Genomic DNA, 26,481 nt, shown 5'->3' with positions numbered 1-26,481 from the left:
CTGATCGCCGGCGGGCTCGACATCGTCACCGGCGGCACCGACAGCCACGTCCTGCTGGTCGACCTGCGGCCCAAGGGGGTCAAGGGCAACGCCACCGAGGCGGCGCTGGGACGCGCGCATATCACCTGCAACAAGAACGGCATCCCGTTCGACGACGAGAAGCCCACCGTGACCTCCGGCATCCGCCTGGGCTCGCCCGCCGGCACCACCCGCGGCTTCGGCGACCCCGAGTTCCGCCAGATCGCCGACTGGATCGTCCGCGTCACCGACGGCCTCGCCGCCAATGGCGAAGACGCCAACGCCACAGTCGAAGACGAGGTCCGCGCCGAGGTCGAAGCCCTCTGCGCAAAGTTCCCGATCTACCAGAACCTGTGAGCGCGCTGGCGGCAAAGTGATGCCGCCGGTCACCCCGGCGCTTGGCGATCGCGCCGCGCCGGGGCTACCCTGCCCCGGATCGCGGCGCCTGCCGCCGCTTCGGGGAGCTGCCGATGCCCGACCCAGACACTGACGGCGCGGAGGACCGCGCGGCCCGCCTTCAGCGCGTCCGGGCATTTGTCCGGCGTCACTACGGCCTGCGCGGCTCGGCGCGGCTGCATCGCCATGCGCTCGGGCTCGATCTGCTGCGCGCGCCGGTCAACGTCGCCCTCGCGCCCGTATTCCTGCTGACCCGCCTGCTGGCCGGGCTGCTGTGGCTGGTGCGCCTGCGCGGCGCCGCGCGCTGGCTGGCCGGGCGGCGGATCCTGCTGGGCTCGTCCGTGGCCCACGCCGTTCAGACCCGCGTGCGAGATGAGCTGATCGCGCCGATGCTGGGCCCAGACACGCCACTGAGCGCGCGGCAGCAAGCGTGCCTTGAGGATTACACCGCCGTCCGGTCCGCCGTGGCCGAGATCACCACCTCGCTGATCGTGCTGGCGATGGGATTCGCCGTGTTCCGCATGGCCACGCCCGGTGTCATCTCGCTCGCGCCCGTGCTGACCGGGCGGATGGCCGAGGCGCAGGCGGTGTCCAGCTTTCCGCTCGGCCAGACGCTGGGCGGCGTATGGTACGGCGTGTTCCCCGTCGAGCTGCCGCTCTGGCACGTGATCGCCATCGGCGTGGCGCTGGCGCTGATCGCGTCGGTCATCACCACTTTCGCGGGGCTTCTCGCCGACCCGGTTCAGGCGGCGACCGGGACCCACCGGCGACGGCTGATGCGGCTTCTCGCGCGGGTCGAGCGTGACGGCGCCCCCGCCATGGGGTCAGAGCACCTGCTGGCCCGAACCGCCGACATCGTCGACGCCGGCGGCAGCCTGATCCGGTTCCTGCGGCCCTGAGCGGGCTCAGCCCAGGGCCTGTTCCAAGATCGCGCGAAGGGCCTGCGGCTCGGGCGGATAGGGATTGGCCTTCATCGAGGACGATTGCGCCGAGGCCTCGACGATCTCGTCGAGATCCGCCGCCGCGACGCCCATCGCGCCAAGGCCGCGGATGCCCGCCCGGCGCGACCAGACGGCCAGCGTGTCGAACGCCTCGGCCGGCGCCACGTCCAGCGCCCCTGCCAGCCAGCCCCGCACCGCATCGAGCCGGCGCGAGAGTGCGGGATCGTCGCCGGCGCGTGCGGCGTGGGCGGTCAGGACGTGCGGCAGGAGGCTGGCGCAGATCTCGCCGTGGGGGGCGCCGGTCCGCCCGCCCAGCACCCCGGCAAAGCCGTGCACGGCCCCGAGCCCCGCATTGGCCAACGCCACGCCGCCGCACAGGCTGACATAGGCCATCTCGTCCCGCGCGCCGGCGTCCTCGCCCCGCATCAGACGGGTCAGCGCGGCGGCGCCCCGCGGGATCGCGTCGGCGCAGATCGCGTCGGTCAGCGGCGTCGCGCGGTGGCTGAGATAGGGCTCGATCACCTGCGTCACGGCGTCGAGACCGCTGGCCAGGGTCACGCCATTGGGTAGCCCGTCGGTCAGCGCGGGGTCGACGATCGCCAACCGCGCCAACATCCGTTCGTCCCGCAGGCTGACCTTGCGGGCGTGATCGGGGATGCCGATGACCGCGTTCTTCGTCACCTCGCTGCCCGTCCCCGCCGTGGTGGGCACCGCGATGAACGGCAGCGGATCGGTGTCGAGCGGGCGGCCGGAGCCGACGATCTCGAGGTGTTCGACCGCCTCCGAGGTGGACGGCGCCAGCGCCGCGGCCGCCTTGGCGAGATCCAGCGCCGCGCCACCGCCCAGGCCGATCACTACCTGCACGCCGCCGACGCGGGCGGTGTCGGTGGCGGCTTCCAGCGCGGCCAGGTCCGGCTCTCCGGCGCAGGCGATGCGGTGCACCTCGGCGCCCGCCTCTTGCAGCGCGGTGACCAGCCAGTCCGCCCGCGCCGCCGTGCGCCCATGCACGACGAGCACACGTGTACCATGGGCCAGCGCGGCGCCGACGGCCTCGGGGGCGGTCCCCCGCCCGAAACGGATGGTGGCGGCCGTGCGGAAGGCGAAAGGTGCGAGTGTCATGGGGGAAACCTAGGCGAGAGGGACGGCTTCGTCACCCGCCGACCGGAACCCGACGCGGGCACGCGGGCTTGATCCGCGGACCCGTTCACGACCGAAAGCCCTGCCAGTGCCCTCCCCGCTCCGCGTGGCGACATGGAACATCCACCGCGCCCGGGGCGCCGACGGCCGGACCGATCCTGTCCGGATAGAGACGGTGCTGGCGCAGGAGGTCTGTCCCCCCGGCGGCACCGACATCCTGGCCCTGCAGGAGGCCGACACCGAGGACGCGCCGCAGAAAGGTCTGCTGGACCTCGAGCGCATCGCAAGTCTCACCGGACTGTCCCATGCGCAGCCGGACCCGGCGCTGCGCTGGCGGCCCGAGAGCCACGGCTTTCACGGGACGGTTCTGTTCCTCGGGCCAGAGATACAGCGGGGCGAGGCGCGGTTGTTGGACCTGCCGGGTCTCTGCCCGCGCGGCGCCGTGGTGATGGACCTGCGCAGTGCCGGGGGCCCAGTGCGGCTGGTGGCCACGCACCTGTCACTGTCTCAGCCGCTGCGCCTGGTGCAGATGCGGATCATCGGCCAGCACCTCGCCCGGCGCACGCCGATGCCGACCCTCGTAGTGGGCGATCTGAACGAGTGGCGGCCGTGGGGCGGGCTGGCCCTGTCGCCGCGCGTCGTCGGGAGGCGCCTGCATGGCGGGGTGGCGCGAAGCTTTCCGGTGCGACGGCCGCTTTTTCCCCTCGACCGAATCCTGTCGGACCGGCCGGGCGCGGTCCGGGGCGTTCGCGCGCTCGACGGGCCGGGCATCCGCGCCGCGTCGGATCACCGCCCGCTGCGGGCCGAGGTCAGCCTAGCGGCCTGATCGAACGACGGGCGGCCACATCCGGCGAAAGACACCGTCGCGGCGCCAGAGCCCGTGGTGGAGCGCCGCGAGGACGTGCAACGCGACCAACGCGAACACCGCCAGGCGGACGAAATAGTGGACACTCTGCGCGCTTTCTGCGAGCGCCTTGTTCACCGGCACCAGCGGCGGAATGCCCAGGGCATCGAGCAATTCGATGGGGAAATCGCCGGCCTCGACCCGGATATAGCCGCTGACCGCCATGACGATCAGAAGCCCGTAGAGCAGCCAGTGCGTCGCCTTCGCGGCAATCGCCTGCCAGCGGGGCAACGTGTCCGGCAGCGGCGGCGCCCGCCGTGCGGCGCGATAGGCCAGACGCGCCAGCACCAGCAACAGGATGACGACGCCGACATTCTTGTGAAAGATGAACAGCGTGTTCTGAAGCGCGCGCGGGAGACCGTCGATGACCATGACCTGCCCCACCGGAAGGGTCGCCAGCACGAGTACGGCGGTCAGCCAGTGCAGCACCCGTGCGGGGGTGCGGTAACCATGCGACTGCGGGGCGGATTCGGCGACCGTCATGCGCGGCAGCATAGCGCGGGCAGCGGACGATACAAACGACGGCGTCGCCGCTTGATCCGCCCTCGTACCCGCTACGTAACACCACAATGACGGAACTCGGCAGCCATATCCCCGACAGCGGACAGGCCGCCGCGCCGCCGCTTGCACGTTTCGCGGCAGTGGCCGTGCTGCATGCCGCCCTGCTTGTCGCGCTGGCGCAGGCGCTGGCCGCGGCCTTTCCGGTGCTCGCGCCCGGCATGCCGCTTGCATTGAGCCTGCATGTCGCCCTCAGCGCCGCGGCGTTCGTGCTGATGGCCCGGACGGCCGAATGGAGCTTTCCGCACCCGCGGCTGGGCCTGTGCAATGTCGTCACCCATCTGCGCGGGGCGCTGACCGCCGCGCTTGCGATGCCGATGGTGGCGCCGGGTGTGCTTGTCACGAACGACGCGCTGGCGTGGACCTGGGTCGCCCTCGCGGCGCTGGTCCTGTCGCTCGACGGGATCGACGGGCTTCTCGCCCGCCGCGCGGGGCTGGTGTCGCGGTATGGGGCCCGCTTCGATGTCGAGGTCGACTCGCTGCTGGCGCTGGTCCTGGCCGTGCTGGCATGGGAAAGTGGCAAGGCCGGGGCGCTGGTGCTGCTGCTGGGGCTCGGCCGCTATGCGTTCGTGGCCGCGGGCGCGGTCGCCCCTTGGCTCGCCGCCCCCCTGCCCGAGCGGGCGAGCCGCAAGGCGGTCTGCGTGGTACAGATCGGCACGCTGGTCGCCCTTATGGCGCCCGTCGTCACGCCGCCGGTGTCGACCGCCCTGGCCGCTGCGGTGGCCGTGCTGCTGACCTGGTCGTTCGCCATCGACATCCGCTGGCTCGCCGCGCGGCGATGAGGCGGGCCGCCGGACTGCTCGCCGCCGCGGCGATCCTCTATGTCGTGCTGGCGCAGCCGAACCATCCCGGCGCGATGACCTGGGGCGCGCTGACGCTGGTGCCGCAGGAACTGCCGCTGATCCTCGCCGCTCTCGTGGCGCTGCCCGGAGGGGCCGTCGCCGCAACGATCCGGGCCGCGTTGGTCCTCATGCTGACGGCCAGCGCCGTGCTGAAGGCTGCGGACGCCGCGACCTACGTGGCGTTCGGGCGCAGCTTCGACGTGATGGTGGACCTGCCGCTCGTCGTCTCGGCCTGGCAGCTGGGGCGCGGCACGCTGGGCCTGCCGCTGGCGCTTCTGGCGGCCGGGGCGCTGATCCTGACCGTTCTGATCCTTGTGCTGGCGCTCTGGTGGGCAACCGGGCGCTGGACCGCGCTGACGCTGCCGCGGCGCGGACGGCGCATGTGGCTGGCGAGCTGCGGCGCGGTCATCGCCGCCTCGGTCGCGGTGATGGTGGTGCAGATCGGCATGGTGCGCGGCACGATCGATCCGCCGATGAACCCGCCCGGCGCGGCCTTCACCACCCGGCTGGGGATCGAGCGCGTGACCGAGGCGCGCAAGACGGCGCGGCAGCTCGCCGCCTTTCGCGAGGCCGCGCGGACCGACCCGCTGGCCGGGACGGGGCCGCTGTTCGACCGGCTCGACGGCCACGACATCCTGCTGACCTTCGTCGAGAGCTATGGCCGGGCGAGCTTCGACAACCCTCTCTACTCCGGCACCCATGTCGGCACGCTGGAACGCTACGAGTCGCGGTTGCGCGACGCGGGGCTCGCGATGCGGTCGGGTTACCTGCGCTCGCCCGTGCGCGGTGGCCAGAGCTGGCTGGCCCACGCGACGCTGGCCTCGGGGCTGACGATCTCGGACCAGACACGCTATCGCGCGCTTTTGGCCAGCGACCGGCGCGGGCTGCCGCACCTTGCGCGCGCGGGCGGGCGTCATACGGCGGCGGTGATGCCTGCGATCACGCTGGACTGGCCCGAAGTCGAGCACATGGGCTTCGACACCGTGCTGGTGGCCGAGTCGCTGGGCTATCGCGGGCCACCGTTCAACTGGGTGACGATGCCCGACCAGTTCACCCTCGCCGCCATGGACCGGCGCCTGCGCTCAGGGCCCACCGCCCCCGCCGCGCCGCTCCTTGCGGAAATCGCGCTGATCTCGTCCCATGCGCCGTGGACGCCGGTGCCCGAGCTGGTACCATGGGAGAATGTGGGCGACGGCAGTGTCTTTGCCCGCTGGGCCAATGCCGGCGACCCGCCAGAGATCGTCTGGCAGGACCACGACCGCGTGCGCGACCAGTATCGCAAGGCCATCGACTATGCCCTGCAATCCATCCTGTCCTATGCCGACACCCGCGCCGACCCGCGCCCCCTGATCGTCGTGCTCGGCGACCACCAGCCCGCCGGCTTCGTCGCCCAGAGCGACAGCTACGACGTGCCGGTCCACCTGATCGGTCCGCCGGATGTCGTGGCCCTGTTCGACGCGTGGGACTGGCAGGAGGGGCTGGTGCCCAGGGACGACGTGCGGGTCTGGCCGATGGCCGCGTTCCGCGACCGCTTCGTCGGCGCGCTGTCCTCGGGGCTCAGCCCTTGACCGCGCCGGCGGTGATCGCGCGGACGATCATCCTCTGAAGCGCCACGAAACAGGCCAGCGCCGGGACCACGGCGACAAGGCAGGCCGCCGCCAGAAGCTGCGTCGTCGAGGCGCTGGTCGAGCCGGCGAAGTTGAAGATCGCGACCGAGATCGGCAGCTTGCCGTCGCCGGTCAGCAGGATGAATGGCACCAGGAACTGCGACCACCCCATGATCATGTTGAGGATGAAGGCCGAGGCCAGACCCGGCGCGGCCAGCGGCAGCGTGATGCGCAGCAGGATCTCGGGCCGCGAGCAGCCGTCGATCGCCGCCGCCTCTTCGAGCGAGGGCGGGATCGTGTCGAACGCGGCCTTCAGGAGCCACACCGCCAGCGGCACGCCGAGGGCCATATAGACGCCGATCACGCTCAGATGCGTGTCGAGCAGGCCGATCCGGTCCATGTAGCGATAGAGCGGGATCAGCACCACGAGCGGCGAGATCATCTGCACCAGCAGGATCGCCAGCATGAGCGGCAGCCGCCCCCGAAACCGCATCCGCGAGAACGCGTAGGCGGCGGGCGTGGCCACGACCACGGCCCCGAAGGCGCCGAGCGCACACAGCTTGACCGCATTCCAAAGGTAGCTGCCGAAGGCGCGGTCGGTGAGGATCTGCACGAAATTGTCGAGCGTCGGCGACTCGGGCACGAACCTTGCCGCGCCGAGATAGACCTCCTGCGGCATCCGCAGCGCCAAGGAGACAAGCCAAGTGAGCGGCGCCAGGAACAGCGCGGCCAACAGGATGGCGGCGACATAGGTCGCGATGTCGGCGGCGCGCGGGCTCATCTGCGCGCCGCCAGGACGGCGATGTAGATCAGCGTCAGCACCGTGCTGATCGCGACGAGGACAAGGGCCAGCACGCTGCCGCCGGCCAGATCGAAATTGGTGAATACGAGGTTGAAGATGTGCAGCGACAACACCTCGGTCGCCCGCCCGGGCCCGCCGCCGGTCAGTGCGAGGATACTGTCGAAGGTGTTCAGCGTCTGGATCGTCACGATCACGGAATTGACGAGGATCGCTCCCTTCATCTGCGGCAGGGTGATGTAGAGGAACTGCGCGCCCGCCCCGGCCCCGTCGACCTCGGCGGCCTCGTACAACCTCGGACCGATCGCGCTGCGGGCGGCGTAGAACACGATCATGGAAAACGCCGTGCCCTGCCAGATGTTCGCGATGACGGCCGAGAGCATCGCGTTGCCGGGATCGGACAGCCACGCCACCCGCGGCAGGCCCATTAGCGCCAGCGTCGAGTTGACGGCCCCGAACGGCGCCTCGGAGAACAGCATCTGCCAGATCAGCCCGTTGGCAATGCCGGGAATGACCCACGCGGCAAGCACGACGGTCCGCAGCACCGTCATCCCCCTAAGGCCCCTCCGGTCGCCCCGCGCGAGCAAGAGCGCGACGCCGAGCCCGGCCAGTTGCAGGCCCAGCACGCTGAGCAGCGTGAACTCGGCCGTGTTCCACAGGATGCCGCCCAGCCCGTCGGCCCCCAGCGTGACCGACCAGCTTTGCAGGCCGAAGCTATCCGCCGGTCGCAGGAGCGTGGCGTCGCTGAACGACAGGCGCACCACGTCGGCCACGGGGACGACGTAGAACGCGCCCAGCAGCAGCGCGACCGGAAGGAGCCAGAGATACGGGCGGTCGGCCAAGCGTCAGAGCCGGTCGTAGGCGGCGAGAGAGGCCTCGAACGCCTGATCCAGCGCCGCCTCGGGCTCGGCCGCGCCGGACAGCACGTCGCCCATGAGGATCTGGATCTGGTTCGAGATCTCGGGATAGACCGGGGCGCCCGGCCGGGCCTGACCGTTCTCGAGCGCCTCGGCAAAGAGGTCGAATTGCGGCCCTTCGAAGGCGTCGTACTCTTCGTACTGCGCCGCCGAGGTGGGCAGCAGCCCCTGCACCGCGTTGCCCTCGCCCGAATAGATCTCCTGGATCATCTCGGCGCACATCCGCACCTTGTCCGGATCGTCACTCAACGCGCCGATGGTCCAGCCGCCGGTGCCGGTCGCCCTCTGGTCCGCCGTCGGGCCGGGCAGTTCCGACACCTCCCAGTTGGCGAAGGTGTCTTCGGGAAGCGTCTTGCGCAGCTGGTCGTACTGCCAGTTGCCGCCGACGAAGAGCGCCGCCGACCCTGCCGCGGCGGCGGCGTTCATCGCGTCATAACCCGAAATCGTCGTCACCCGTCCAGGCGCAGCGCCGCTCTCCACGAGGCCCTTGTAATAGCGCACGGCATTCAGGAACTTCTCGCGGTTCTCGCCCTCGCCGAAGACAGGGCGCCCCGCGTCGTCGACCAGCCGACCGCCTTGCGCCCAGTAATTGCCCAGCCAGTCGAAGGTCGTCCCTTCCCACCGGCCAGCGCTGAACAGCAGGCCCTCGTACCCCTCCTCGACGGAGGCGAGGCCGGCCTGCTGCGCCGCCTCCCATGTCTGGGGCGCGTCGGGGATCACGCTGGCGTCGCGGTAGAGCACGCGCAGATCGGTGAACCACCACCACGCCAGAAGATCGCCGTCCGCGTCGGTCACGGCATCGCGGACGTAAGGAAAGAGGTCCGCCACCTGCGCGTCCGAGAAATGCGCGTTCATCGGGGTGAGGACGCCCGCGTTCTTGAAGGTCGCCAGCTGCGAGCTGTCGATCATCGCGCAGTCCGGCCCCCGTCCGGCGCGCGCCTGCTCCAGCAGGCGGGCCTGCTCCTGGTTGATGTTGTCTGTGGCGATCTGGGTCTCGATCTTCCAGCCGGGCCGCGCGGTGATGAAGTCGGTGAACAGCTCTTCGAAGGCGGCCTTCATCTCGGGATCCGAGGAATAGAGATCGTAGGCCGTCAGGCGGAAGCTCATCGAGCTCTCCGCATCCTCGGGGCCGACGCGGCTGCGCGTGATGAGATCCTGCGCGCTCACCGGGACGGCGAGCGCGGTCACGGTGGTCAGGGTGGCGGCACGGGTCAGGAACATTGCGGGGATCTCCTCCTTGTCGGGCTTGCGGCGTGACTAGACGTCTGTCGCGGTCGGCGTATCCCTGCGGCGCAGGGTGCGACCCGACGCGGGATCGAAAAGATGCATGCGCGCGGGATCGACGGCCAGATGCGACGTGTCGCCGGGGCGCAGCCGCGCATCGGCATCGTGACGCACCCAGATCTCGCCCATCGCGTCGGTCCGCCACAGCCCGTGCACGTCGGCGCCCAGCGGCTCTGCCAGAACCAGCGTCGCGGGCATGCGGTCGGGCGCGGGCGCGGCCTCGGCGGTGAGTGCTTCGGCCCGGAGACCGAGCGTCACCTCGCCCTGCCCCGTCACCGGCGGCCGGGGCAGCGTGACCCCCGGCAGCGTTACCGCATCGGCGCTCAGCTCTGCCGTAGCAAAGTTCATCTCGGGCGCGCCCATGAAGCCTGCGACGAAACGGCTGGCCGGATTGTCGTAGATTTCCATCGGCGGGCCGATCTGTTCGGCGCGGCCCCCATTCATCACCACCACCCGGTCAGCCATCGTCATCGCCTCGGTCTGGTCGTGCGTCACGTAGAGCGTGGTGGTCGGCATCATCGCGTGAAGCCGCTTCACCTCGGTCCGCATAAAGACCCGAAGCCGCGCGTCGAGGTTCGACAGCGGCTCGTCGAAAAGGAAGAGACGCGGCCGCCGGACGATGGCCCGGCCCATCGCCACACGCTGCCGCTGTCCGCCCGACAAGGCGCCAGGCCTTCGGTCCAGAAGATCGGTCAGTTCCAGCATTTGCGCCGCCTCGGCGACCGCGCGCCTGGTCTCGGCGCGCCCCGTTCCACGGCGCCGCAGGCCGAACCCGATGTTCTGCGCCACCGTCATGTGCGGATAGAGCGCGTAGTCCTGGAACACCATCGCCACGTCGCGCTCGGCCGCGCCCATCCCGTTCACCCGGATGCCGTCGACCTCGATGTCGCCCGCGGTCGGCTGTTCCAGCCCGGCGACCATGCGCAGCGTCGTGGACTTGCCGCAGCCCGACGGGCCCACGAGCACGACGAATTCCCGCGCGGCCACGTCGAGATCCAGCGCCTCGACGACATTGCCGTCGCCGAACTGCTTCGTCAGCCCGCGCAGCCGAAGAGTAGCGCCAGCCCGCGCGTCGGCGGCGGCCGCAGTGGGCGTGCTTCCGTCCAAGATCAGACCTTCCATGCTTTCAATCCCTAAGGATAGGCACGCACGGGCGCCGGTCCACCGCCGAGGTCGAGACACGATGCCGCTTGTCACACGCGCCGAGCGGGCGATATCGAAAGCGATGAGCCGAAACCCGCCTGTCCTGCGCTCCGGTCTCGCGCTGCTGCGCGTCGCGGTGCCCCTCGGCCTGCTGGCGCTGCTCTGGCACGGGCTGGATGGTACGCGCATCCTCGACACGCTGTCCCGGGCCGCGCCGAGCTGGCTGATCGGGGCGCTCGGGCTGATCGTCGCGCAGATCGGGCTGTCGGCCCTGCGCTGGCGGCTGGTCGCGGCGCAGCTTGGCCAGCGGCTCGGGCGGGCCGAGGCGGTGGCCGAGTATTTCCTGTCGCAGTTCGTGAACACGACGCTTCCCGGCGGGGTGCTGGGCGATGCGGGCCGCGCGGTGCGGACTCGGCAGCAGGCCGGGCTGGCGCGGGCCGGACAGGCGGTGGTGCTGGAACGGATGGTCGGCCAGATCGCGTTCTTCGCGATCCTCATGTTCGGGCTCGTCCTCCTGCCCGTCGCCGGGTGGCGCGAGAGCTGGCCGGGCTGGATCGGCTGGCTGGCCGTTGTGCTGTCCGTGGGCTTTGCCCTGTTGGGCGCCGGAACCGTGCTCGCGCTGAAAGGGCGCGGCCCGGCGGCGCGGCTGACCGGCCCCGCGGCGCAGGCCCTGTTCGGGCGAGACGTCCGTTGGCGACAGATGACGCTCAGCCTGCTGATCGCGGTCTGCAACCTCGGCGCCTTCGTGGCCTGCGCACGGGCCACGGGGACCACATTGCCGGCCCTGGCATCGGTGACGGTGGTCCCGCTGATCCTGGCCGCGATGCTCCTTCCCGTCTCGGTCGGCGGCTGGGGGCTTCGCGAGGGGGCGGCGGCGCTGCTCTGGCCGCTTGCCGGCGCGGATGCCGAAGCGGGCGTGGCCGCGAGCGTGGCGTTCGGGCTGGTCGCGATGGTCGCCGGACTGCCCGGCGCGGGCGTGCCATGGTGGGCCGGCCGCCGGCGCGCGCGCCGGGCGGCCGGGTAATACGGTTACAGCTTGTTGCCCTCGGGGTCGAAGAGATGCGCCAGCGCGGGGTCGAAATAGGTCGGCACGTTCTCTCCGACATCGACCTGCCCGTCGAGCGCCAGCACGACGTTCCGGCTGCCCTCGGTCCGGGCATAGATCAGCGTCTGACCGCCCAGGCTTTCGACCAGCGTCCGCCGCACCGTGCCGAGCGTGCCCATCCCCTCGCCGCCGGTGATGCGCAGATGCTCGGGCCGGACGCCCAGCGTCACCGGATCGCCGACGGAGCCGCGTTGAACGGTGCGTCCCGGCAGCTTGATCCGCTTGCCGTCGATCTCGATCTCGACCGAGTCGCCGGTCGCGGCGATGGTGCCGTCGAGGAAGTTCATCCGCGGGCTGCCGATGAAGCCGGCGACGAAGCGGTTGGCGGGGTGGTTGTAGAGGTCGAGCGGCTTGCCGACCTGCTGGATGTAGCCGTCGCGCAGCACCACGATCTTGTCGGCCATCGTCATCGCCTCGACCTGGTCGTGGGTGACGTAGATCATCGTGTTGCCGAGCTGGCGGTGCAGTTCGGCGATCTCGACCCTCATCTGCACCCGCAGTTCGGCATCGAGGTTCGACAGCGGTTCGTCGAAGAGGAAGATCCGCGGCTCGCGCACGATGGCCCGTCCGATGGCGACGCGCTGCCGCTGGCCGCCGGACAGCGCCTTTGGCTTGCGCTCCAGCAGCGGCGTGATCTGGAGAACCTCGGCAGCGTGATGCACCTTCTCCTTGATCTGGGCCTTGCTCTCGCCCGCCGTCTCGAGACCGAAGGCGAGGTTCTTGAACACCGACATGTGCGGATAGAGCGCGTAGGACTGGAACACCATCGCGATGCCCCGGTCGGCGGCGGCGATGTCGTTCACCCGCTCTTCGTCGATGATCAGGTCGCCGCCCGAGATCTGCTCGAGCCCCGCGACCATCCGCAGCAGGGTGGACTTGCCGCAACCCGAGGGGCCGACGAACACCACGAACTCGCCCGGATCGATCTGCAAGTCGATCCCGTGGATGACTTCGACGGCGCCATACTTCTTCACCAGTTTGTCGAAGACGATTTCGGTCGCCATCTCGTCACACCTCTTCTGTCAGGGTCGCCGGGGTCCAGCCCGCGCGGGCCGGGTCGTTCGCCGCGAACGGCAGCTGCACCTCGCGCCCCGTCTGGGACGAGCGGTAGAACGCAGTCAGCAGCGAAAGCGCCGCATCGGCGTCGTCGATCGTGACCGGCGGCGGGGCGCCGGTGCTGAGGCTCTCGTGAAAGGCCGAGAGCTGCCCCGCGAAACGCTCACGCACATTGGCGGTCTCGGCCGCGATGGCATCGACCTGGGCCTGCAACTCGGGATCGCGGGCGGTGATCGTCCACGGTCCGCGCCCCACGGCATAGGGCGCGCGGGTGCTTTCGAAGCTGACATTCTCGAACGCCATGTAGAGCCGCGAATACTCGTCCCGGCTGCCCACCGTGGCGGTCAGCGACGCCAGCGCGCCCGAGGCGAGCCGCAACGAGGCCGAGGCGCAATCCTCGACTTCGATGTCGTGGACGCGGGTGGCCGAGCGGCCGAACACCGCCTCGGGCGGGCCCATCAACCAGGTCAGCATGTCGTGGATATGCGTGGCGTGAGTGGTCATCGTGCCGCCCAGTTCGCCCGCCCAGGTTCCGCGCCAGGGGCTGGCATAGTATTCAGGCGTGCGCAGCCAGTGCGTCTCGGCCGTGCCGACCAGCGGGCGGCCCGCGAGACCGGCATCGATGATCTTCCGAGCGGCCTGCGCGCCCGAGCCCCAGCGGTACTGGTAGATCGGCATCAGGACACCCGGCGCGTTCCGCTCGGCCTCGCGCAGGTCTGCCAGCTCGGCGAGGGAGCCGACGAGCGGCTTCTCGCAGACCACGTGCTTGCCCGCCGCCAGCGCTGCCTTGGCCAGCGGCAGGTGCATCGCCGAGGGCGTGCAGATGTCGACGATGTCGATGTCCGGGCGGGCCAGCACGTCGTCGAAATTCGTGGTGCCCTCGACACCGTGGCTTTCGTAGACCTGTGCGAGCCGCGCCTCGTCGAGATCGCAGACCAGTCTCAGGTCGAACAGGTCGGTCAGCGGCGCATAGGCTTCGGCGATGTGGCCCTGCCCCACGCCGAGGCCGACCACGGCAACGGAATAGACGGTCATTGTGCCTCCTCGGCCATGCGCTGCGCCGTGACGGCGAGTTCCATCAGGTGAAACGCGGTGGCCTGCGCCATCGCCGTCTCGGTCCCCTCGACCGCGTCCGACAGCGCGTTGGCGCAGAAGTCGGGTGCATCGGGACAGTCGATGCGGCGTGGCCCCTCGTCATCGGTGAGGATCAGGTGGGCGCCCGGCCCCTCGCCGGCGGGATCGACATACTTGCGCATCTCGATCATGCCCTTGGTGCCGGTCAGGACGATGCGTCCGTCGCCCCAGACAGGCATGCCGGGTGGCGTGAACCAGTCGACGCGGCCATAGCCGTGGGCCTGTCCCGCCTCCATCACAATGTCGCCCATGTCCTCAAAGCCATCGTGCTGCCCCCGGCTGGCGACGCGGGCGCAGCGGATGTTGGCCCGGTCGGCGCCGGAATAGACGAGGAACTGCGCGATCTGGTGCGAGGCGATGTCGTTCAGGATGCCGCCGTTGCGGTCCTTGTCCCAGAACCAGTCGGGGCGCGGCTTGCCCTGGTCGAGCCGGTGCGGGCCGGTGCCGTTGTAGTGGAGCACCGTGCCGATCGCGCCCTCGCGGACCAGCCGTCGCGCCGTGCGCGCGGCGGCGTTGCTTTCCAGTTCCGAGTAGTGGACGCGCACGCGGCGCCCCGTCTCGGCCTGGACCGCACGAAGGGTCTCGAGCGCGTCTAGGTCGATGACGCCGGGCTTGTCCAGGATCACGTCCTTGCCCGCCCGCATCGCCCGCACAGCGAGGTCTGCACGTTCCGACGGGATCGCCGCCGACACGATCAGGGCAACGTCCGGGTCCGCCAGAAGCTCGTCCTCGCTGCGGCGGGTGGCGGGCGCGTGCTGCGCCTCGAACCCTTCGGCGAGAGTGTCGGAATGCGTGGCGTATCCCGCCAGCACGCCGCCCGCGTCGCGACACTCGCGGACGAGCCCGTTGATGTGGCCGTGGTCTAGGCCGATTGCTGCAAATCCCGTCATTTCAGCCCCGTCGTCGCGATGCCGTCGATCAGCAGCCGCTGGAAGAAGAGGAAGAAGAGGAAGACGGGCACGAGGCTGAGGAGCGACATCGCGAAGAGGCCGGACCAGTTCGAGGTGCCCGAGCTGTCAATGAAGCTGCGCAGGCCGAGCTGTACTGTGTATTGCTGCATGTCGTTCAGATAGATGAGGGGGCCGAAGAAATCGTCCCAGGTCCAAAGGAAGGTGAAGATCGCGGCCGTGGCGAGCACCGGCACCGACAGGGGCATGATGACCCGCCAGTAGATCCGGAAGGGCGAGCAGCCGTCCATCCTGGCGGCCTCGTCCAGCTCGCGCGGGATGCCGCGGAAGAACTGCACCATCAGGAAGATGAAGAACGCGTCGACGGCCATGAACTTGGGCACGACGAGCGGCAGGATCGTGTTCACCCAGTCGAGGTTGAGGAACAGAACGTACTGCGGGATCAGCGTCACGTGATACGGCAGCATCAGCGTGCCGAGCATCAGCGCGAAGAAGAAGTTGCGCCCCGGAAACCTGAGCCGAGCAAAGGCGAAGGCCGCGAGCGAGCAGGCGAACACGTTGCCCACGACCGACAGGATGGAGATCACCAACGAGTTCATGAAGAACTGCCCGAAGCTGACCCTGAGGCCGAACCAGCCCTGCGGGTAGGCCTCGAGCGTGATCTGGCTGGGGATCAGCGAGGTCGAGGTGAAGATCTCTTCCTCGGGTCGGAACGAGGCCGAGATCATCCAGAGGATCGGGTAGAGCATCGCGAACGATGCGGCGATCAGCACAGCGTGTGTGAGGATCGACCGCCAGAGCGGCCGCCGAGTTTCCTCGTCCTCGGCCGTGACGGTCGGGGTGTCAGCGGTGGCGTCAGTCATCGTAGTGCACCCAGTAACGTGCCGTCAGGAAGGAGAAGGCGGTGAAGAAGGCGATGATCACCAGCAGGATCCAGGCCAGTGCCGACGCATAGCCCATCCGGAAATACCCGAAGGCCTCCTGATAGAGATACAGCGTGTAGAACAGCGTCGAGTTGATCGGACCGCCGGTCCCGCCCGAGATGATGAAGGCCGAGGTAAAGGCCTTGAACGCCTCGATCGTCTGGACCACCGCGTTGAAGAACACCACCGGCGTCAGCAGCGGCAGCGTGATCCGCCAGAACTGCCGGCTCTTCGAGGCGCCGTCGATCGATGCGGCCTCGTACATGTCCGTGGGGATCTGGCGCAGGCCGGCGAGGAAGATGATCATCGGCGAGCCGAACTGCCAGATCGCGAGGATCACCAGCGTGTAGAGCGCCGTGTCCGGGTCGGAAATCCAGCTGGGTCCCTGGATGCCGAACTTGGCCAGCAGGTTGTTGATCAGGCCGTCGCCCGCGAACAGCTGGCGCCACAGTACCGCGATCGCGACCGACGTGCCCAGCAGCGACGGAAGATAGAAGATCGCCCGGTACACCGTCAGGCCCCTCAGACCCCGGTTCAGCAGCAGCGCAACGGCGAGCGCGAAGGCCAGCTTGAGCGGCACCGACAGCAGCACGAAGGTCAACGTCACCTTCACCGACGCCTCGAACTTCGGGTCGTCGGTGGCGATGCGCATGTAGTTGTCGAGGCCGATCCAGCTTGGCGACGAGATCAGGTCGTACGAGGTGAAGGACAGGTAGAGCGAATAGAGCGCGGGGCCGGCGGTCAGGACCAGGAACCCCGCGAGCCACGGGAACAGAAACACGTAGGCCGCGCCGGTCGGCCCCAGCCGGCGGGTCAGGCGGGCGCGCAACGTCGGGCGCACGACCGGGACCGGGCCGGGACGTTCCATGATGTCCGATGGCTGTGACATGAGCGTACTCTCGGGCTGGCCGGGCAGCCGGGCGCTGCCCGGCCACCCGGAGGTCGCTGGATCAGGCGCGTTCGAGGATCGAACTGGCCTCGGAGACGAGCTGTTCGGCCCCCTCGGAGATGGAGCGCTGACCGAAGCCGACCTCCTGCCCGAGACGGATCATCAGCGTCTGGATCTCGCCGGTGCCCTTCGGCGGCGGCGGCGGGAGCGGCCCGGCCAGCTCGCCCAGATCCTCGATGAAGGCGATGGCCGCCTGCCCTGCCTCGTCCAGCATCGGTTCGATGACTTCGCGCATCTCCGGCGACTCCGGCACGCCGCGCTCGACGTCCAGCACCTTTGCCGCCTCGGGGTTGGTGACGAAGTAGTTGATGAACGTCGTCGCCAGTTCCTTGTTCTCCGAGCCCTTGGCGACAGAGAAGAACATCGACGGCTTGCGATAGTGACCGCCGGTCGCGTCCGGCGAGATCAGCGGCAGGGGCCGCATCTCGAGTGTGGCGGGGTTCAGCGACTGGTAGGCGACCAGCTGGTTGGTGTGGGCCACCGCCATCGCCGCGTGGCCGAGCGTCAGCATGTTCGTCTCGACCTGGCGCTGGTCGAGCGCCTGGATGTCCGGCGGCACGCAGATGCCGTCTTCACGCAGCCCGGCCCACAGCTCGTACCAATCCTGCGCGTCCTCCTGCGAGAAGCCAAGCTGGCCCTCATCGGTGTAGAGCGCCTTGCCGCGCTGGCGCAGCCAGTTCTCGAACGCCGTCTCGTAGCCGGATTCGTCGGCCGTAGCGTAGGGAATGTCAGCGGCGCCGGCGAGGTCGGGGCCGAACTCGCGCAGGTCGTCGTAGGTGAAGGTCGCGGGCAGTTCGATGCCTGCGGCCTCGAACGCATCCATGTTGCAGATGTCCGCGGCCGAGTTCGCGCCGAGGCTGACCCCGTAGAGATGGCCGTCGGCCGACCCGCCCTCGAGCGTGCGGTCGTTGAAGCCCTCGAGCGGCATCGTGCTGTCGCGGAACTCTTCAAGCTCGGCCAGCGCGCCGCGGCGGGCGTATTCGAAGATGTAGCGGTAATCCATCTGGATCACGTCGGGCGCATTGCGGCCGGCGACCTGGGTGGCAAGACGGGTCCAGTAATCCGACCAGCCGACCGTCTCGCCATCGACGGTCGCGCCGTCATGCGATCCCTCGAACAGCGAGATCACCTCGAAGGTGCGGTCGGCACGCGGCTGCGAGCCCCACCACAGGAGACGAATCCGTCCGTCCTGCGCGAATGCCGGACGCAGGCCCGCCGCGGTTGCGGCGGCAAGAGCGCTGCCCCCCAGCAGGAGACCCCGCCTGTCGAGCTTGAAATCCATATCTTCCTCCCAAACTGCGCGGACCGAAGCCGTGAATTCGGCCGCCGATCCTCCCTGAATGACCGATGCGCCGCCCTCCACGGCGGCTCCGGATGGCGGCATCCTTCCAAAAACCCTACCGACGTGGCAACAACTTTATCGACCAGTAGGTAATTTTTTGCGAGGATCGCCGTCACAGGGGTTAGTTACCCTATGGTTGAAAGTCGTATGATTACTTTGTGGTCGAAAAATTCCGGATTCGAACGCGAATCAGCGCTGAGAAATCCGACGGCCACAACATGTCAGACAAGAAGCGATCTCCGTCCGGCGATCGCGAGAGCGCAGAGGGAGGCGCGATTTCATGGCTGCTAAGACACGTTACGTCCTGGTGGGAGTGGGCAACCGAGGCACCACGATGTGGGGCCGGGAACTGCTGGAGGGCTGGGGCGATACCGTCGAGCTTGTCGCGATCTGCGACCTCAACCGCCCGCGGGCGGAAGCGGCGCGCAAGATGATCGGGTCGTCCGCCCCGATCCACACGGACCTGGACGATTGCCTGTCGGAACACCGCCCCGACCTGGTGATCGTCTGCACCCGCGACGACACCCATGACGACATCATCGTGAAGGCGCTCGAAGCCGGCGCGGACGTCATCAGCGAAAAGCCGATGACAACGGCACCCGACAAGATTGCCCGCATCCGCGACGCCGAGAAGCGCACGGGCCGCAAGGTCGACGTGTCGTTCAACTATCGCTACGCGCCGACGGCCGCGAAGATGAAGCAGATGCTCGACGATGGAGAGATCGGCACGGTCACGTCCGTCGACTTCCACTGGTATCTCGACAACGATCACGGCGCCGACTACTTCCGCCGCTGGCACGCCTTCCGCGAACATTCCGGCTCGCTCTTCGTGCACAAGGCGACGCACCATTTCGACCTGCTGAACTGGTATCTCGGCTCGGACCCCGAGTCGGTGCTGGCCTTTGGCGAGCTGCGCAACTACGGCATCAACGGCCCCTTCCGTGCCGAGCGCTGCCACGGCTGCCCGCACGCGTCGGAGTGCCGGTACTTCTTCGACATGGAGGCAGACCCGTTCCTCTGGCCGCTCTACGGCGCCCCGGCCGAGGACGACGGCTACTACCGCGACGCCTGCGTCTACCGCGAAGAGATCGACATTCCCGACACGATGGTCGCCTCGATCCGCTACGCCAACCGCGTGCTCGTCTCCTACTCGCTCAACACCTACATGCCGGTCGAGGGGCACCACATCGCCTTCAACGGCACCGATGGCCGCATCGAACTGCGCCAGTTCGAAAAGCAGCCATGGGAAACCGAGGCCGCGGACGAGATCAAGCTGATCCGCAGCTATCCCAACGAGATCGAGACGATCGAGGTGCCCCATGCGCCCGGCGGCCATTACGGCGGCGACAACCTGATGCGCGACATGATCTTCCGGCGGGGCAACGACCCGCTGCACCAGCGCGCCGGAAGCCGGGCGGGTGCGATGAGCGTCCTGACCGGGCTCGCCGCGCTCAAGTCGTCCGACGAAGGGGCCGAGGTCTCGGTGGCGTCGCTGCTGCCCGGCCTGCACGAGGCCGCCGAGTAGCCCGAAACGCAAGCGGGCCGCCCCGTAGAAGGGCGGCCCGCAGAGTGCTTTCGGCCCGGGAGGAGTTCAGCAGGCCGTCCGCCCCCGCTCGACGACGGTGGCCAGCACCTCGTCGGCATCGCGTTTCCACCAGTTCTCGGCGGAGAAGATCTCGACCTCGTTGAGGCCGTCGAACCCGTGCGCCTCGACCTGGCGGCGCAGGCCCGGCAGATCAATGACGCCATCGCCCATCATGCCGCGGTCGGTCAGCAGGTCGCGCGTCGGGACGAGCCAGTCGCACAGGTGAAAGGCCATGAGCCTGTCGCGCCCGGCCCGCTCGATCTGACGCGACAGGTTCGGGTCCCACCAGACGTGATAGACGTCGACCGCCACGCCGATGCCCTCGCCCAGCCGGTCGCAGATGTCGAGCGCGTGGCCCATCGTGTTCACGCAGGCCCGGTCGGCGGCATACATCGGGTGCAGCGGCTCGATCGCCACCTTCACCCCTGCCCCGCGCGCATGGTCCAGGGTGCGGGCCAGCCCCTCTTCGACTGTCTCCCACGCCGCCGGAAGATCGCGGGAGGCAGGCTGAAGCCCGCCCACCACCATCACGAGGCAGTCGGCACCGATCGTCGCGGCTTCGTCCACCGCCCGTCGGTTGTCGTCCATCACCTCCGTGCTCAGGGGGCCGTCGGCGGTGAACATGCCCCCGCGGCACAGGCCCGAGACCCGCAGCCCCGCGTCGCGGATGGCCTTTGCGGCGGGGTCGGTGCCCATCTCGTGCAGCTTGTCGCGCCAGGGCGAGATGCCGCCGAACCCGTGCCGCGCGGCGCCGTCGATGCATTGCGCCAGCGTCCATTGCGGCCGGACCGTTGCCGTGTTGAGCGACAGCTGGTGCGCGTCGAGCCCGCTCATGCCGTGACCCCGCGCGCCGCCAGAACGGGCCGCGCGCGCGCCGCCGCCATTTCGGGATCGGCAAACAGGCCGGCGTCGTTTGCAAGCCGCAGGATACGGCAGAGATGCTGCGTCGAGCGCGCGCCCTCCTGCCCGGCGATCATGGTGAAGTGGTCCTGGTGTCCGGTGAGATAGGCCAGGAACACCACCCCGGTCTTGTAGAACCGGGTCGGCGCCTTGAACACGTGGCGCGACAGCGGCACCGTCGGTTCGAGGATCTCGTGGAACGCGCGCTCGTCGCCCTCGCCCAGGCGGTTGAACGCCCGTCCGGCAGCCGTAGCGATAGGATCGAAGATCCCCAGCAAGGCGTCGGAATAGCCCTGCTCGTCGCCCGCGATCAGGTCTGCGTAGTTGAAGTCATCGCCGGTATACATGCGCACGCCGTCAGGCAGGCGGCGGCGCATCGCGATCTCCTTCTCGGCCGACAGCAGCGAGATCTTGATGCCGTCGATCTTGGCGGCGTTGTCGTTCAGGACGCCAAGGCAGGTCTCCATCGCCGTCATGTGATCCTGCGAGCCCCAGTAGCCCAGGAGCGCCGGATCGAACATCTCGCCCAGCCAATGCAGGATCGCCGGCTGCTGCAGGCCGTCCAGCACGCGGGAATAGACCTTGGCATAATCCTCTGGGCCGCTTGCCGCGGCGGCCAACGCGCGCGAGGCCATCAGGATCACACGGGAGCCGGTCTTTTCCACCTGCTCGCACTGTTCCTCGTAGGCGGCGATCACGTCGTCGATCGTCACGTCCGGGCCGGGGGCGAGCTGATCCGTGCCCGCGCCCGAGGCGATGCGATGCCCGCCCGCCTGCGCGGCGGCGGTCGAGCGCTGGATCAACTCGAGCGCCTGGCTCCAGTCCAGGCCCATGCCCCTCTGCGCGGTGTCCATCGCCTCGGCCACGCCGAAGCCGAGCGACCAGAGATGCTCGCGATAGGCCAGCGTACGGTCCCAGTCGACCGCGCCGCCCTCGCCGGGGTCGACGTCGGCCATCGGGTCGGCCACGACATGCGCCGCGGCATAGGCGATGCGGTTCCAGTTGCCCGCCGGCTCCGGCGGCGGGCCCGCCTTCAGGTCGAGCAGGCCGTCGGGAAGGTCGAGATGTGCCATCGTCAAATCTCCAGGTCGGGAAGGTCCACCCAGCGGCGCTCACGCGAGCTCTGGTAGCCCGCCTCGGCCAGCTGCACGCCCTTGGCGCCCTCGACCAGCGTGTAGTGGAACGGCGCGTCCTCGGCGACGTGCCGCAGGAACTGTTCCCACTGCACCTTGAAGCCGTTGTCGAACACCTGGTTGTCCGGCACCTCTTCCCAGTCCTGCAGGAAGTCGAGCGGCTGCGGCTCGTCGGGGTTCCAGACGGGCTTGGGCGTGTTCACGCGGTGCTGCGTCCAGCAATCGTGCAGGCCGGCCACGGCCGAGCCGTGGGTGCCATCGATCTGGAACGTCACGAGATCGTCGCGGCGCACGCGGGTGCACCAGCTCGAGTTGATATGCGCGACGATGCCGCCTTCGAGTTGGAAGGTGGCGTAGGCCGCGTCATCGGCGTCAGCGGTGTATTCCTCGCCCCGCTCGTCCCAGCGCTTGGGGATGTGCGTCGCGCCGAGGCAGCTGACCGACTGGACCGGCGCGACCACGTTGTCGAGCACGTAGCGCCAGTGGCACAGCATGTCGGAGATGATGCCTCCGCCATCGTCGGCACGGTAGTTCCAGGACGGACGCTGGGCAGGCATCCAGTCGCCCTCGAACACCCAGTAGCCGAACTCGCCCTTCACACTGAGGATGCGGCCGAAGAAGCCGCTGTCGCGCAGGCGGCGCAGCTTGGCGATGCCCGGCAGGTCCAGCTTGTCGTGGACGATGCCGTTCTTGACGCCCTTTTCCTTGGCGTGCCGCGCGATCGAGATGGCTTCCTCCAGCCCCTCGCTCACCGGCTTTTCACTGTAGACGTGCTTGCCCGCGTCGATCGCCTTGCGGAGCAGCTCGGGGCGCAGCTTCGTCGACGCGGCATCGAAGAAGATCGTGTCCTCCGGATCGGCCAGCGCCGCGTCGATGTCGGTGCCGTGCCGCTCGATCCCGTGGCGCTTGGCCAGTTCGGCGACCTTGTCGGCGTTGCGGCCGACGATCTTGATGTCCGGCACCAGCCGCGACCCGTCGGACAGCGTCACGCCGCCCTGATCGCGGATGGCCAGCACCGATCGGATCAGGTGCTGGTTCATCCCCATTCGGCCCGTCACGCCGTGCATGATGATACCGATGCGCTTCTCTTTCATTCGTCCCTCCTCCCGGCGCGGCGGGCATCGCCCGCACTGAGTTACTACTTGGTAGTATCTTTTCGAAAAGGCTACTGTCAAGTCAGTAAGGCACCGCGAATAGGCACGATTGCACGCCGAGGTTGCGCGGCGTGACGCTACAGATGCGAGATGAAGCGTGGCGTCAGGCCGTGGGCGACTTGCGGAGATAGGCCAGCAGCATATCGGCCGCGGTTTCCGCCCGGTCACGCAGCCAGTCCTCGGTCACCTGCACCTTGAACACCGCCTCGAGCGTGAAGCGGTTGGACACCGGGAAGTAGCAGAGCGACGCGATGTAGATGTAGAACTCGACGGGGTTCACGTCGTCGCGGAACTCACCCGCCTCGGCGCCCTGCCGAAGGATTTCGGTCAGCTTCGTCACCAGCACGGACTGGATATCCGCCGCGTCGTGCAAGTCCTGCACGGTTTCGCCACGGCGCAAATTCTCGGTGTTGAGCATCGAGATGAACCAGGGCTTTTCCCAGAAGTGCTGCATGGTGAAATGCACCAGTCGGCGGATCGCCTCGGACGGCGAGAACGACTCGAGATGCAGTTCCTCCTCGCCGTCGCGGATCTGGACATACGCCTCGCGCAGGGCCGCGGCGTAGACGGCGTCCTTGTTGCCGAAGTAATCATAGATCAGCGGCTTGGAGATTCCGGCATTCTCGGCGATACGGTCGACGCGGGCGCCCGAGTGGCCGTACACCGAGAATTCCTCGAGCGCGGCCTGAAGAATGGCGGCGCGAGAGGCGTCCGCGTCGCGCTTGCGGGCCCTGCGGGGCGCGGGGCGCTGCTTGGCGGCGGCGAGGCCGCCTTTTCTCTCGGTCACGTCGTCGTCCTTTCGTCTCGCCGGGCGCCTTGAGGCATCCCTCAGCATGGACATTAACGTCTAGTAGGAAAAAACGCCAGAAGCATGCGGTCCGGACCTTTTTGGCCCCCGCCCCCCGGCTGACCACGGCCTCGGCCGACGCGCCAGCTGCCGGGCGACGCAGGGTGATCTATTGCATGAGCCCCTCGCGCGATGCAGGCTCTTCGGCACTCGGCGCCCTGCCCCGCGCGGGCGGCGGCGCACCGACCGAAAAAGACCGATACCAACAGGAGGTCAAGGAATGCGAAGATTCCCCAAGCTCGTCATGTATTCTGCCGCGGCCGCGGCTCTGGGCACGGCCGTCTCGGCACAGACGCTCGTCTATTGCTCTGAAGGTTCGCCCGAGGGCTTCGATCCGGCTCTCTATACGTCGGGCACGACCTTCGACGCCTCGTCGAAGAACGTCTACAACCGCCTCGTCGAATTCGAGCGCGGCACCACCAACACCGTCCCCGGCGTCGCCGAGGAGTGGGAGGTTTCGGAGGACGGCACGCAGTACACGTTCCAACTGCGCCCCGACGTCCAGTTCCAGTCGACCGAGTACTTCGAGCCGACCCGCCCGCTGAACGCGGATGACGTGATCTTCACCTTCCAGCGCCAGCTCGATTCCGAGCACCCCTTCCACGACGCGTCGGGCGGCACCTGGGAATACTTCAACGCCATGTCGATGCCCGACCTGATCGAGTCGATCGAGAAGGTCGACGACATGACGGTCCGCTTCAATCTGACCCGGCCCGAGGCGCCCTTCATCGCGAACATGGCGATGGATTTCGCCTCGATCATGTCGAAGGAATACGCCGATCAGCTGGAAGAGGCCGGCACGCCCGAGATGCTGAACCAGCAGCCCGTCGGCACCGGTCCGTTCGAATGGGTCGGCTACCAGAAGGACGCGGTGATCCGCTACCAGGCGCACGAGGAGTACTTCCGCGGCGCCGCGCCGATCGACAACCTCGTCTTCGCGATCACGCCGGACGCGTCGGTGCGCTACCAGAAGGTGCTGGCCGGCGAGTGCCACATCATGCCCTACCCGAACCCCGCCGACCTCGACGCGATGGAGTCGGAAGAGGCGATCAACCTGATGAGCCAGGAAGGCCTGAACGTCGGCTACCTCGCCTACAACACGCAGGTCGAGCCGTTCGACGATCCGCAGGTCCGCAAGGCCCTGAACATGGCGATCAACAAGGAAGCGATCATCGACGTCGTCTTCCAGGGCGCCGGCACCGCGGCAAAGAACCCGCTGCCGCCGACGATCTGGTCGTACAACGACTCCGTCGAGGACGATCCGTATGATCCCGAGCAGGCGCAGCAGATGCTGGAAGACGCCGGCGTGACGGACCTGTCGATGGAAGTGTGGGCGATGCCCGTGCAGCGCCCCTACAACCCCAATGCACGCCGCATGGCCGAGCTGATCCAGGAGGACTTCGCGCAGGTCGGCGTCGAGGCCGAGATCGTCTCGTACGAGTGGGGCGAGTATCTCGAGCGGTCCAAGGCCGAGGATCGGGAAGGTGCGGTTCTGCTGGGCTGGACCGGCGACAACGGCGACCCGGACAACTTCCTGGCCGTGCTGCTGGGCTGTGACGCCGTCGGCGGCTCGAACCGGGCGCAGTGGTGCCACGAGCCCTTCGAGGAGCTGATCCAGGAGGCCAAGACCACCACCGACCGCGACGAGCGCACGCGGCTCTACGAAGAGGCGCAGGTCGTCTTCAAGGAGCAGGCGCCGTGGGCCACCATCGCGCACTCGATCGTGTTCGAACCGATCCGCCAGGAAGTTCAGAACTACAAGATCGACCCGTTCGGCGGGCACATCTTCTACGGCGTCGAGCTCGCACAGTGATGTGACGCCACGTCGCGAACGGCCGGGCCACGCGCTCGGCCGTTTTCGTTTTTCGGGACATACGCTAGGGGCTACCGATGCTTTCGTTCCTGGTCCGCAGACTCCTGACCTTCGTGCCGACGTTCTTCGGCGTCACGCTGGTTTCCTTCGCATTCATTCGGCTCCTGCCGGGCGACCCGATCCTGCTGCTCGCGGGTGAGCGGGGCGTCTCGCAGGAGCGCTACGAACAACTCTCGGCGCAGTTGGGCTTCGACCAGCCGCTGTGGAAACAGTACATCGACTACCTCGCCGGCATCTTCCAGGGCGATCTGGGCACGTCCTTCGTGACCAAGCGCCCGGTGATCGACGAGTTCTTCGCGCTGTTCCCCGCCACGCTCGAGCTGTCGCTCTGCGCCATCGTGATCGCCATCCTGCTTGGCATCCCCGCGGGCGTGATCGCGGCCGTCTACCGCGGAAAGTTCTTCGACCGAACGCTGATGACGACGGCGCTCGTTGGTTACTCGATGCCGATCTTCTGGTGGGCGCTGCTGCTGATCATCGTGTTCTCGTCGGGACTGGGCTGGACGCCCGTGTCGGGCCGGATCAGCCTGATGTACTTCTTCGACACGCCGACCGGCTTCATGCTGATCGACAGCCTGCTGGCCGACCAGGACGGGGCGTTCCTGTCCGCGGTGAGCCACCTGATCCTGCCCAGCATCGTGCTGGCGACGATCCCGCTGGCCATCATCGCGCGGCAGACCCGCTCGGCCATGCTCGAGGTTCTGGGCGAGGACTACATGCGCACCGCCCGCGCCAAGGGCCTGCCGCCGCTCAAGATCAACGGCGTCCACGCTCTGCGCAACGCGATGATCCCGGTCATCACCGTCATCGGCCTGTCGGTCGGCACGCTCCTGGCCGGCGCCATCCTGACCGAGACGATCTTCTCCTGGCCGGGCATCGGCAAGTGGATGGTCGATTCGATCTTCCGGCGCGACTACCAGGTCGTCCAGGGCGGCCTGCTGATGATCGCCACGATCGTGATGATCGTGAACCTGACGGTCGATGTCCTGTACGGCCTCATCAACCCGAAGATCCGGAAAGGCTGAT

General features: G+C 68.5%; 24 protein-coding genes and 1 pseudogene. 9 read left to right on the top strand and 16 right to left on the bottom strand.

The genetic code is table 11. The annotated features are described in order from the left end of the window. Both glyA and BMZ25_RS16865 read left to right on the top strand, forming a co-directional pair. A pseudogene (gene glyA / locus BMZ25_RS16870) lies at positions 1-375 on the top strand (serine hydroxymethyltransferase); the annotation flags it as partial. Between the two features lie 113 nt (positions 376-488). Further along, positions 489-1,313: a DUF6635 family protein gene (locus BMZ25_RS16865; RefSeq protein ID WP_092695751.1), complete on the top strand. Its 825-nt coding sequence runs from the start codon at positions 489-491 to the stop codon at positions 1,311-1,313. Between the two features lie 6 nt (positions 1,314-1,319). On the opposite strand, the gene BMZ25_RS16860 is transcribed toward BMZ25_RS16865, so the two are convergent. Beyond that, positions 1,320-2,474: an iron-containing alcohol dehydrogenase gene (locus BMZ25_RS16860; RefSeq protein ID WP_092695749.1), complete on the bottom strand. Its 1,155-nt coding sequence runs from the start codon at positions 2,472-2,474 to the stop codon at positions 1,320-1,322. Positions 2,475-2,580: 106 nt separating this feature from the next. Between BMZ25_RS16860 and BMZ25_RS16855 the strand changes: the two genes are divergently transcribed. Beyond that, entirely contained in the window at positions 2,581-3,318 is a 738-nt protein-coding gene (locus BMZ25_RS16855) for an endonuclease/exonuclease/phosphatase family protein (protein WP_177190505.1), read from the top strand. Here BMZ25_RS16855 and BMZ25_RS16850 read toward each other — a convergent pair. Continuing rightward, positions 3,307-3,879, bottom strand: coding sequence for a cytochrome b (locus BMZ25_RS16850; RefSeq protein WP_092695767.1), 573 nt, complete (start codon positions 3,877-3,879; stop codon positions 3,307-3,309). The genes BMZ25_RS16855 and BMZ25_RS16850 overlap by 12 nt on opposite strands. Before the next feature lie 86 nt (positions 3,880-3,965). Between BMZ25_RS16850 and BMZ25_RS16845 the strand changes: the two genes are divergently transcribed. Beyond that, positions 3,966-4,736 (top strand): CDP-alcohol phosphatidyltransferase family protein, encoded by a 771-nt coding sequence (locus tag BMZ25_RS16845; protein ID WP_092695745.1) that lies wholly within the window; start codon positions 3,966-3,968, stop codon positions 4,734-4,736. Beyond that, complete coding sequence (locus BMZ25_RS16840) at positions 4,733-6,364, top strand: alkaline phosphatase family protein (protein WP_092695743.1); 1,632 nt, start codon at positions 4,733-4,735, stop codon at positions 6,362-6,364. Before BMZ25_RS16845 ends, BMZ25_RS16840 begins: the two co-directional genes overlap by 4 nt. On the opposite strand, the gene BMZ25_RS16835 is transcribed toward BMZ25_RS16840, so the two are convergent. Genes BMZ25_RS16835 through BMZ25_RS16820 form a run of 4 tightly spaced genes read right to left on the bottom strand, consistent with a single transcriptional unit; the run spans position 6,354 to position 10,525 of the window. Next, positions 6,354-7,184, bottom strand: a complete 831-nt coding sequence (locus BMZ25_RS16835; protein WP_092695741.1) for a carbohydrate ABC transporter permease — start codon at positions 7,182-7,184, stop codon at positions 6,354-6,356. The genes BMZ25_RS16840 and BMZ25_RS16835 overlap by 11 nt on opposite strands. Further along, positions 7,181-8,044: a carbohydrate ABC transporter permease gene (locus tag BMZ25_RS16830; protein WP_092695739.1), complete on the bottom strand. Its 864-nt coding sequence runs from the start codon at positions 8,042-8,044 to the stop codon at positions 7,181-7,183. The genes BMZ25_RS16835 and BMZ25_RS16830 overlap by 4 nt, the downstream gene beginning before the upstream one ends. Before the next feature lie 3 nt (positions 8,045-8,047). After that, on the bottom strand, positions 8,048-9,340 hold the full coding sequence (locus BMZ25_RS16825; protein WP_092695737.1) for an extracellular solute-binding protein: 1,293 nt from the start codon (positions 9,338-9,340) through the stop codon (positions 8,048-8,050). Positions 9,341-9,376: 36 nt separating this feature from the next. Then, complete coding sequence (locus BMZ25_RS16820; RefSeq protein ID WP_092695735.1) at positions 9,377-10,525, bottom strand: ABC transporter ATP-binding protein; 1,149 nt, start codon at positions 10,523-10,525, stop codon at positions 9,377-9,379. Between the two features lie 103 nt (positions 10,526-10,628). Here BMZ25_RS16820 and BMZ25_RS16815 point away from each other — a divergent pair, with 103 nt between their 5' ends. Next, on the top strand, positions 10,629-11,570 hold the full coding sequence (locus BMZ25_RS16815; protein WP_092695765.1) for a lysylphosphatidylglycerol synthase transmembrane domain-containing protein: 942 nt from the start codon (positions 10,629-10,631) through the stop codon (positions 11,568-11,570). A gap of 5 nt (positions 11,571-11,575) precedes the next feature. On the opposite strand, the gene BMZ25_RS16810 is transcribed toward BMZ25_RS16815, so the two are convergent. From BMZ25_RS16810 to BMZ25_RS16785, 6 genes are all read right to left on the bottom strand, one after another. Next, complete coding sequence (locus tag BMZ25_RS16810; protein WP_092695733.1) at positions 11,576-12,655, bottom strand: ABC transporter ATP-binding protein; 1,080 nt, start codon at positions 12,653-12,655, stop codon at positions 11,576-11,578. 4 nt (positions 12,656-12,659) lie between these two features. Further along, entirely contained in the window at positions 12,660-13,742 is a 1,083-nt protein-coding gene (locus tag BMZ25_RS16805; RefSeq protein WP_092695731.1) for a Gfo/Idh/MocA family protein, read from the bottom strand. Beyond that, on the bottom strand, positions 13,739-14,731 hold the full coding sequence (locus BMZ25_RS16800) for a Gfo/Idh/MocA family protein (RefSeq protein WP_092695729.1): 993 nt from the start codon (positions 14,729-14,731) through the stop codon (positions 13,739-13,741). Before BMZ25_RS16800 ends, BMZ25_RS16805 begins: the two co-directional genes overlap by 4 nt. Continuing rightward, complete coding sequence (locus BMZ25_RS16795; RefSeq protein WP_092695727.1) at positions 14,728-15,612, bottom strand: carbohydrate ABC transporter permease; 885 nt, start codon at positions 15,610-15,612, stop codon at positions 14,728-14,730. The genes BMZ25_RS16800 and BMZ25_RS16795 overlap by 4 nt, the downstream gene beginning before the upstream one ends. Continuing rightward, positions 15,605-16,561 (bottom strand): carbohydrate ABC transporter permease, encoded by a 957-nt coding sequence (locus tag BMZ25_RS16790; RefSeq protein ID WP_177190504.1) that lies wholly within the window; start codon positions 16,559-16,561, stop codon positions 15,605-15,607. The genes BMZ25_RS16795 and BMZ25_RS16790 overlap by 8 nt, the downstream gene beginning before the upstream one ends. 61 nt (positions 16,562-16,622) lie before the next feature. Beyond that, positions 16,623-17,903, bottom strand: coding sequence for an ABC transporter substrate-binding protein (locus tag BMZ25_RS16785; RefSeq protein WP_092695723.1), 1,281 nt, complete (start codon positions 17,901-17,903; stop codon positions 16,623-16,625). A gap of 340 nt (positions 17,904-18,243) precedes the next feature. On the opposite strand from BMZ25_RS16785, the gene BMZ25_RS16780 reads away from it, so the two are divergent. Then, positions 18,244-19,488 (top strand): Gfo/Idh/MocA family protein, encoded by a 1,245-nt coding sequence (locus BMZ25_RS16780; RefSeq protein ID WP_092695721.1) that lies wholly within the window; start codon positions 18,244-18,246, stop codon positions 19,486-19,488. A gap of 66 nt (positions 19,489-19,554) precedes the next feature. Here the strand turns inward: BMZ25_RS16780 and BMZ25_RS16775 are convergent, their stop codons facing one another. From BMZ25_RS16775 to BMZ25_RS16760, 4 genes are all read right to left on the bottom strand, one after another. Then, positions 19,555-20,382, bottom strand: a complete 828-nt coding sequence (locus BMZ25_RS16775) for a sugar phosphate isomerase/epimerase family protein (protein WP_092695719.1) — start codon at positions 20,380-20,382, stop codon at positions 19,555-19,557. Then, positions 20,379-21,521 carry a dihydrodipicolinate synthase family protein gene (locus tag BMZ25_RS16770; protein WP_092695717.1) on the bottom strand — a complete coding sequence of 381 codons (1,143 nt, stop codon included), beginning with the start codon at positions 21,519-21,521 and terminating at the stop codon, positions 20,379-20,381. The genes BMZ25_RS16775 and BMZ25_RS16770 overlap by 4 nt, the downstream gene beginning before the upstream one ends. Positions 21,522-21,523: 2 nt before the next feature. Continuing rightward, positions 21,524-22,675, bottom strand: coding sequence for a Gfo/Idh/MocA family protein (locus tag BMZ25_RS16765; protein WP_092695715.1), 1,152 nt, complete (start codon positions 22,673-22,675; stop codon positions 21,524-21,526). 163 nt (positions 22,676-22,838) lie between these two features. Continuing rightward, entirely contained in the window at positions 22,839-23,522 is a 684-nt protein-coding gene (locus BMZ25_RS16760) for a TetR/AcrR family transcriptional regulator (protein ID WP_218142557.1), read from the bottom strand. A 280-nt stretch (positions 23,523-23,802) separates the two neighbouring features. Here BMZ25_RS16760 and BMZ25_RS16755 point away from each other — a divergent pair, with 280 nt between their 5' ends. Beyond that, positions 23,803-25,395 (top strand): ABC transporter substrate-binding protein, encoded by a 1,593-nt coding sequence (locus BMZ25_RS16755; RefSeq protein WP_092695713.1) that lies wholly within the window; start codon positions 23,803-23,805, stop codon positions 25,393-25,395. A 77-nt stretch (positions 25,396-25,472) separates the two neighbouring features. Beyond that, a complete protein-coding gene (locus BMZ25_RS16750) occupies positions 25,473-26,480 on the top strand; it encodes an ABC transporter permease subunit (protein WP_092695711.1) in 1,008 nt (335 codons plus the stop codon). Position 26,481 lies beyond the last annotated feature (1 nt).

The organism is Tranquillimonas rosea (assembly GCF_900111315.1).
Classification (GTDB): domain Bacteria; phylum Pseudomonadota; class Alphaproteobacteria; order Rhodobacterales; family Rhodobacteraceae; genus Tranquillimonas; species Tranquillimonas rosea.
This window is presented reverse-complemented; position numbering and strand designations above follow the sequence as displayed.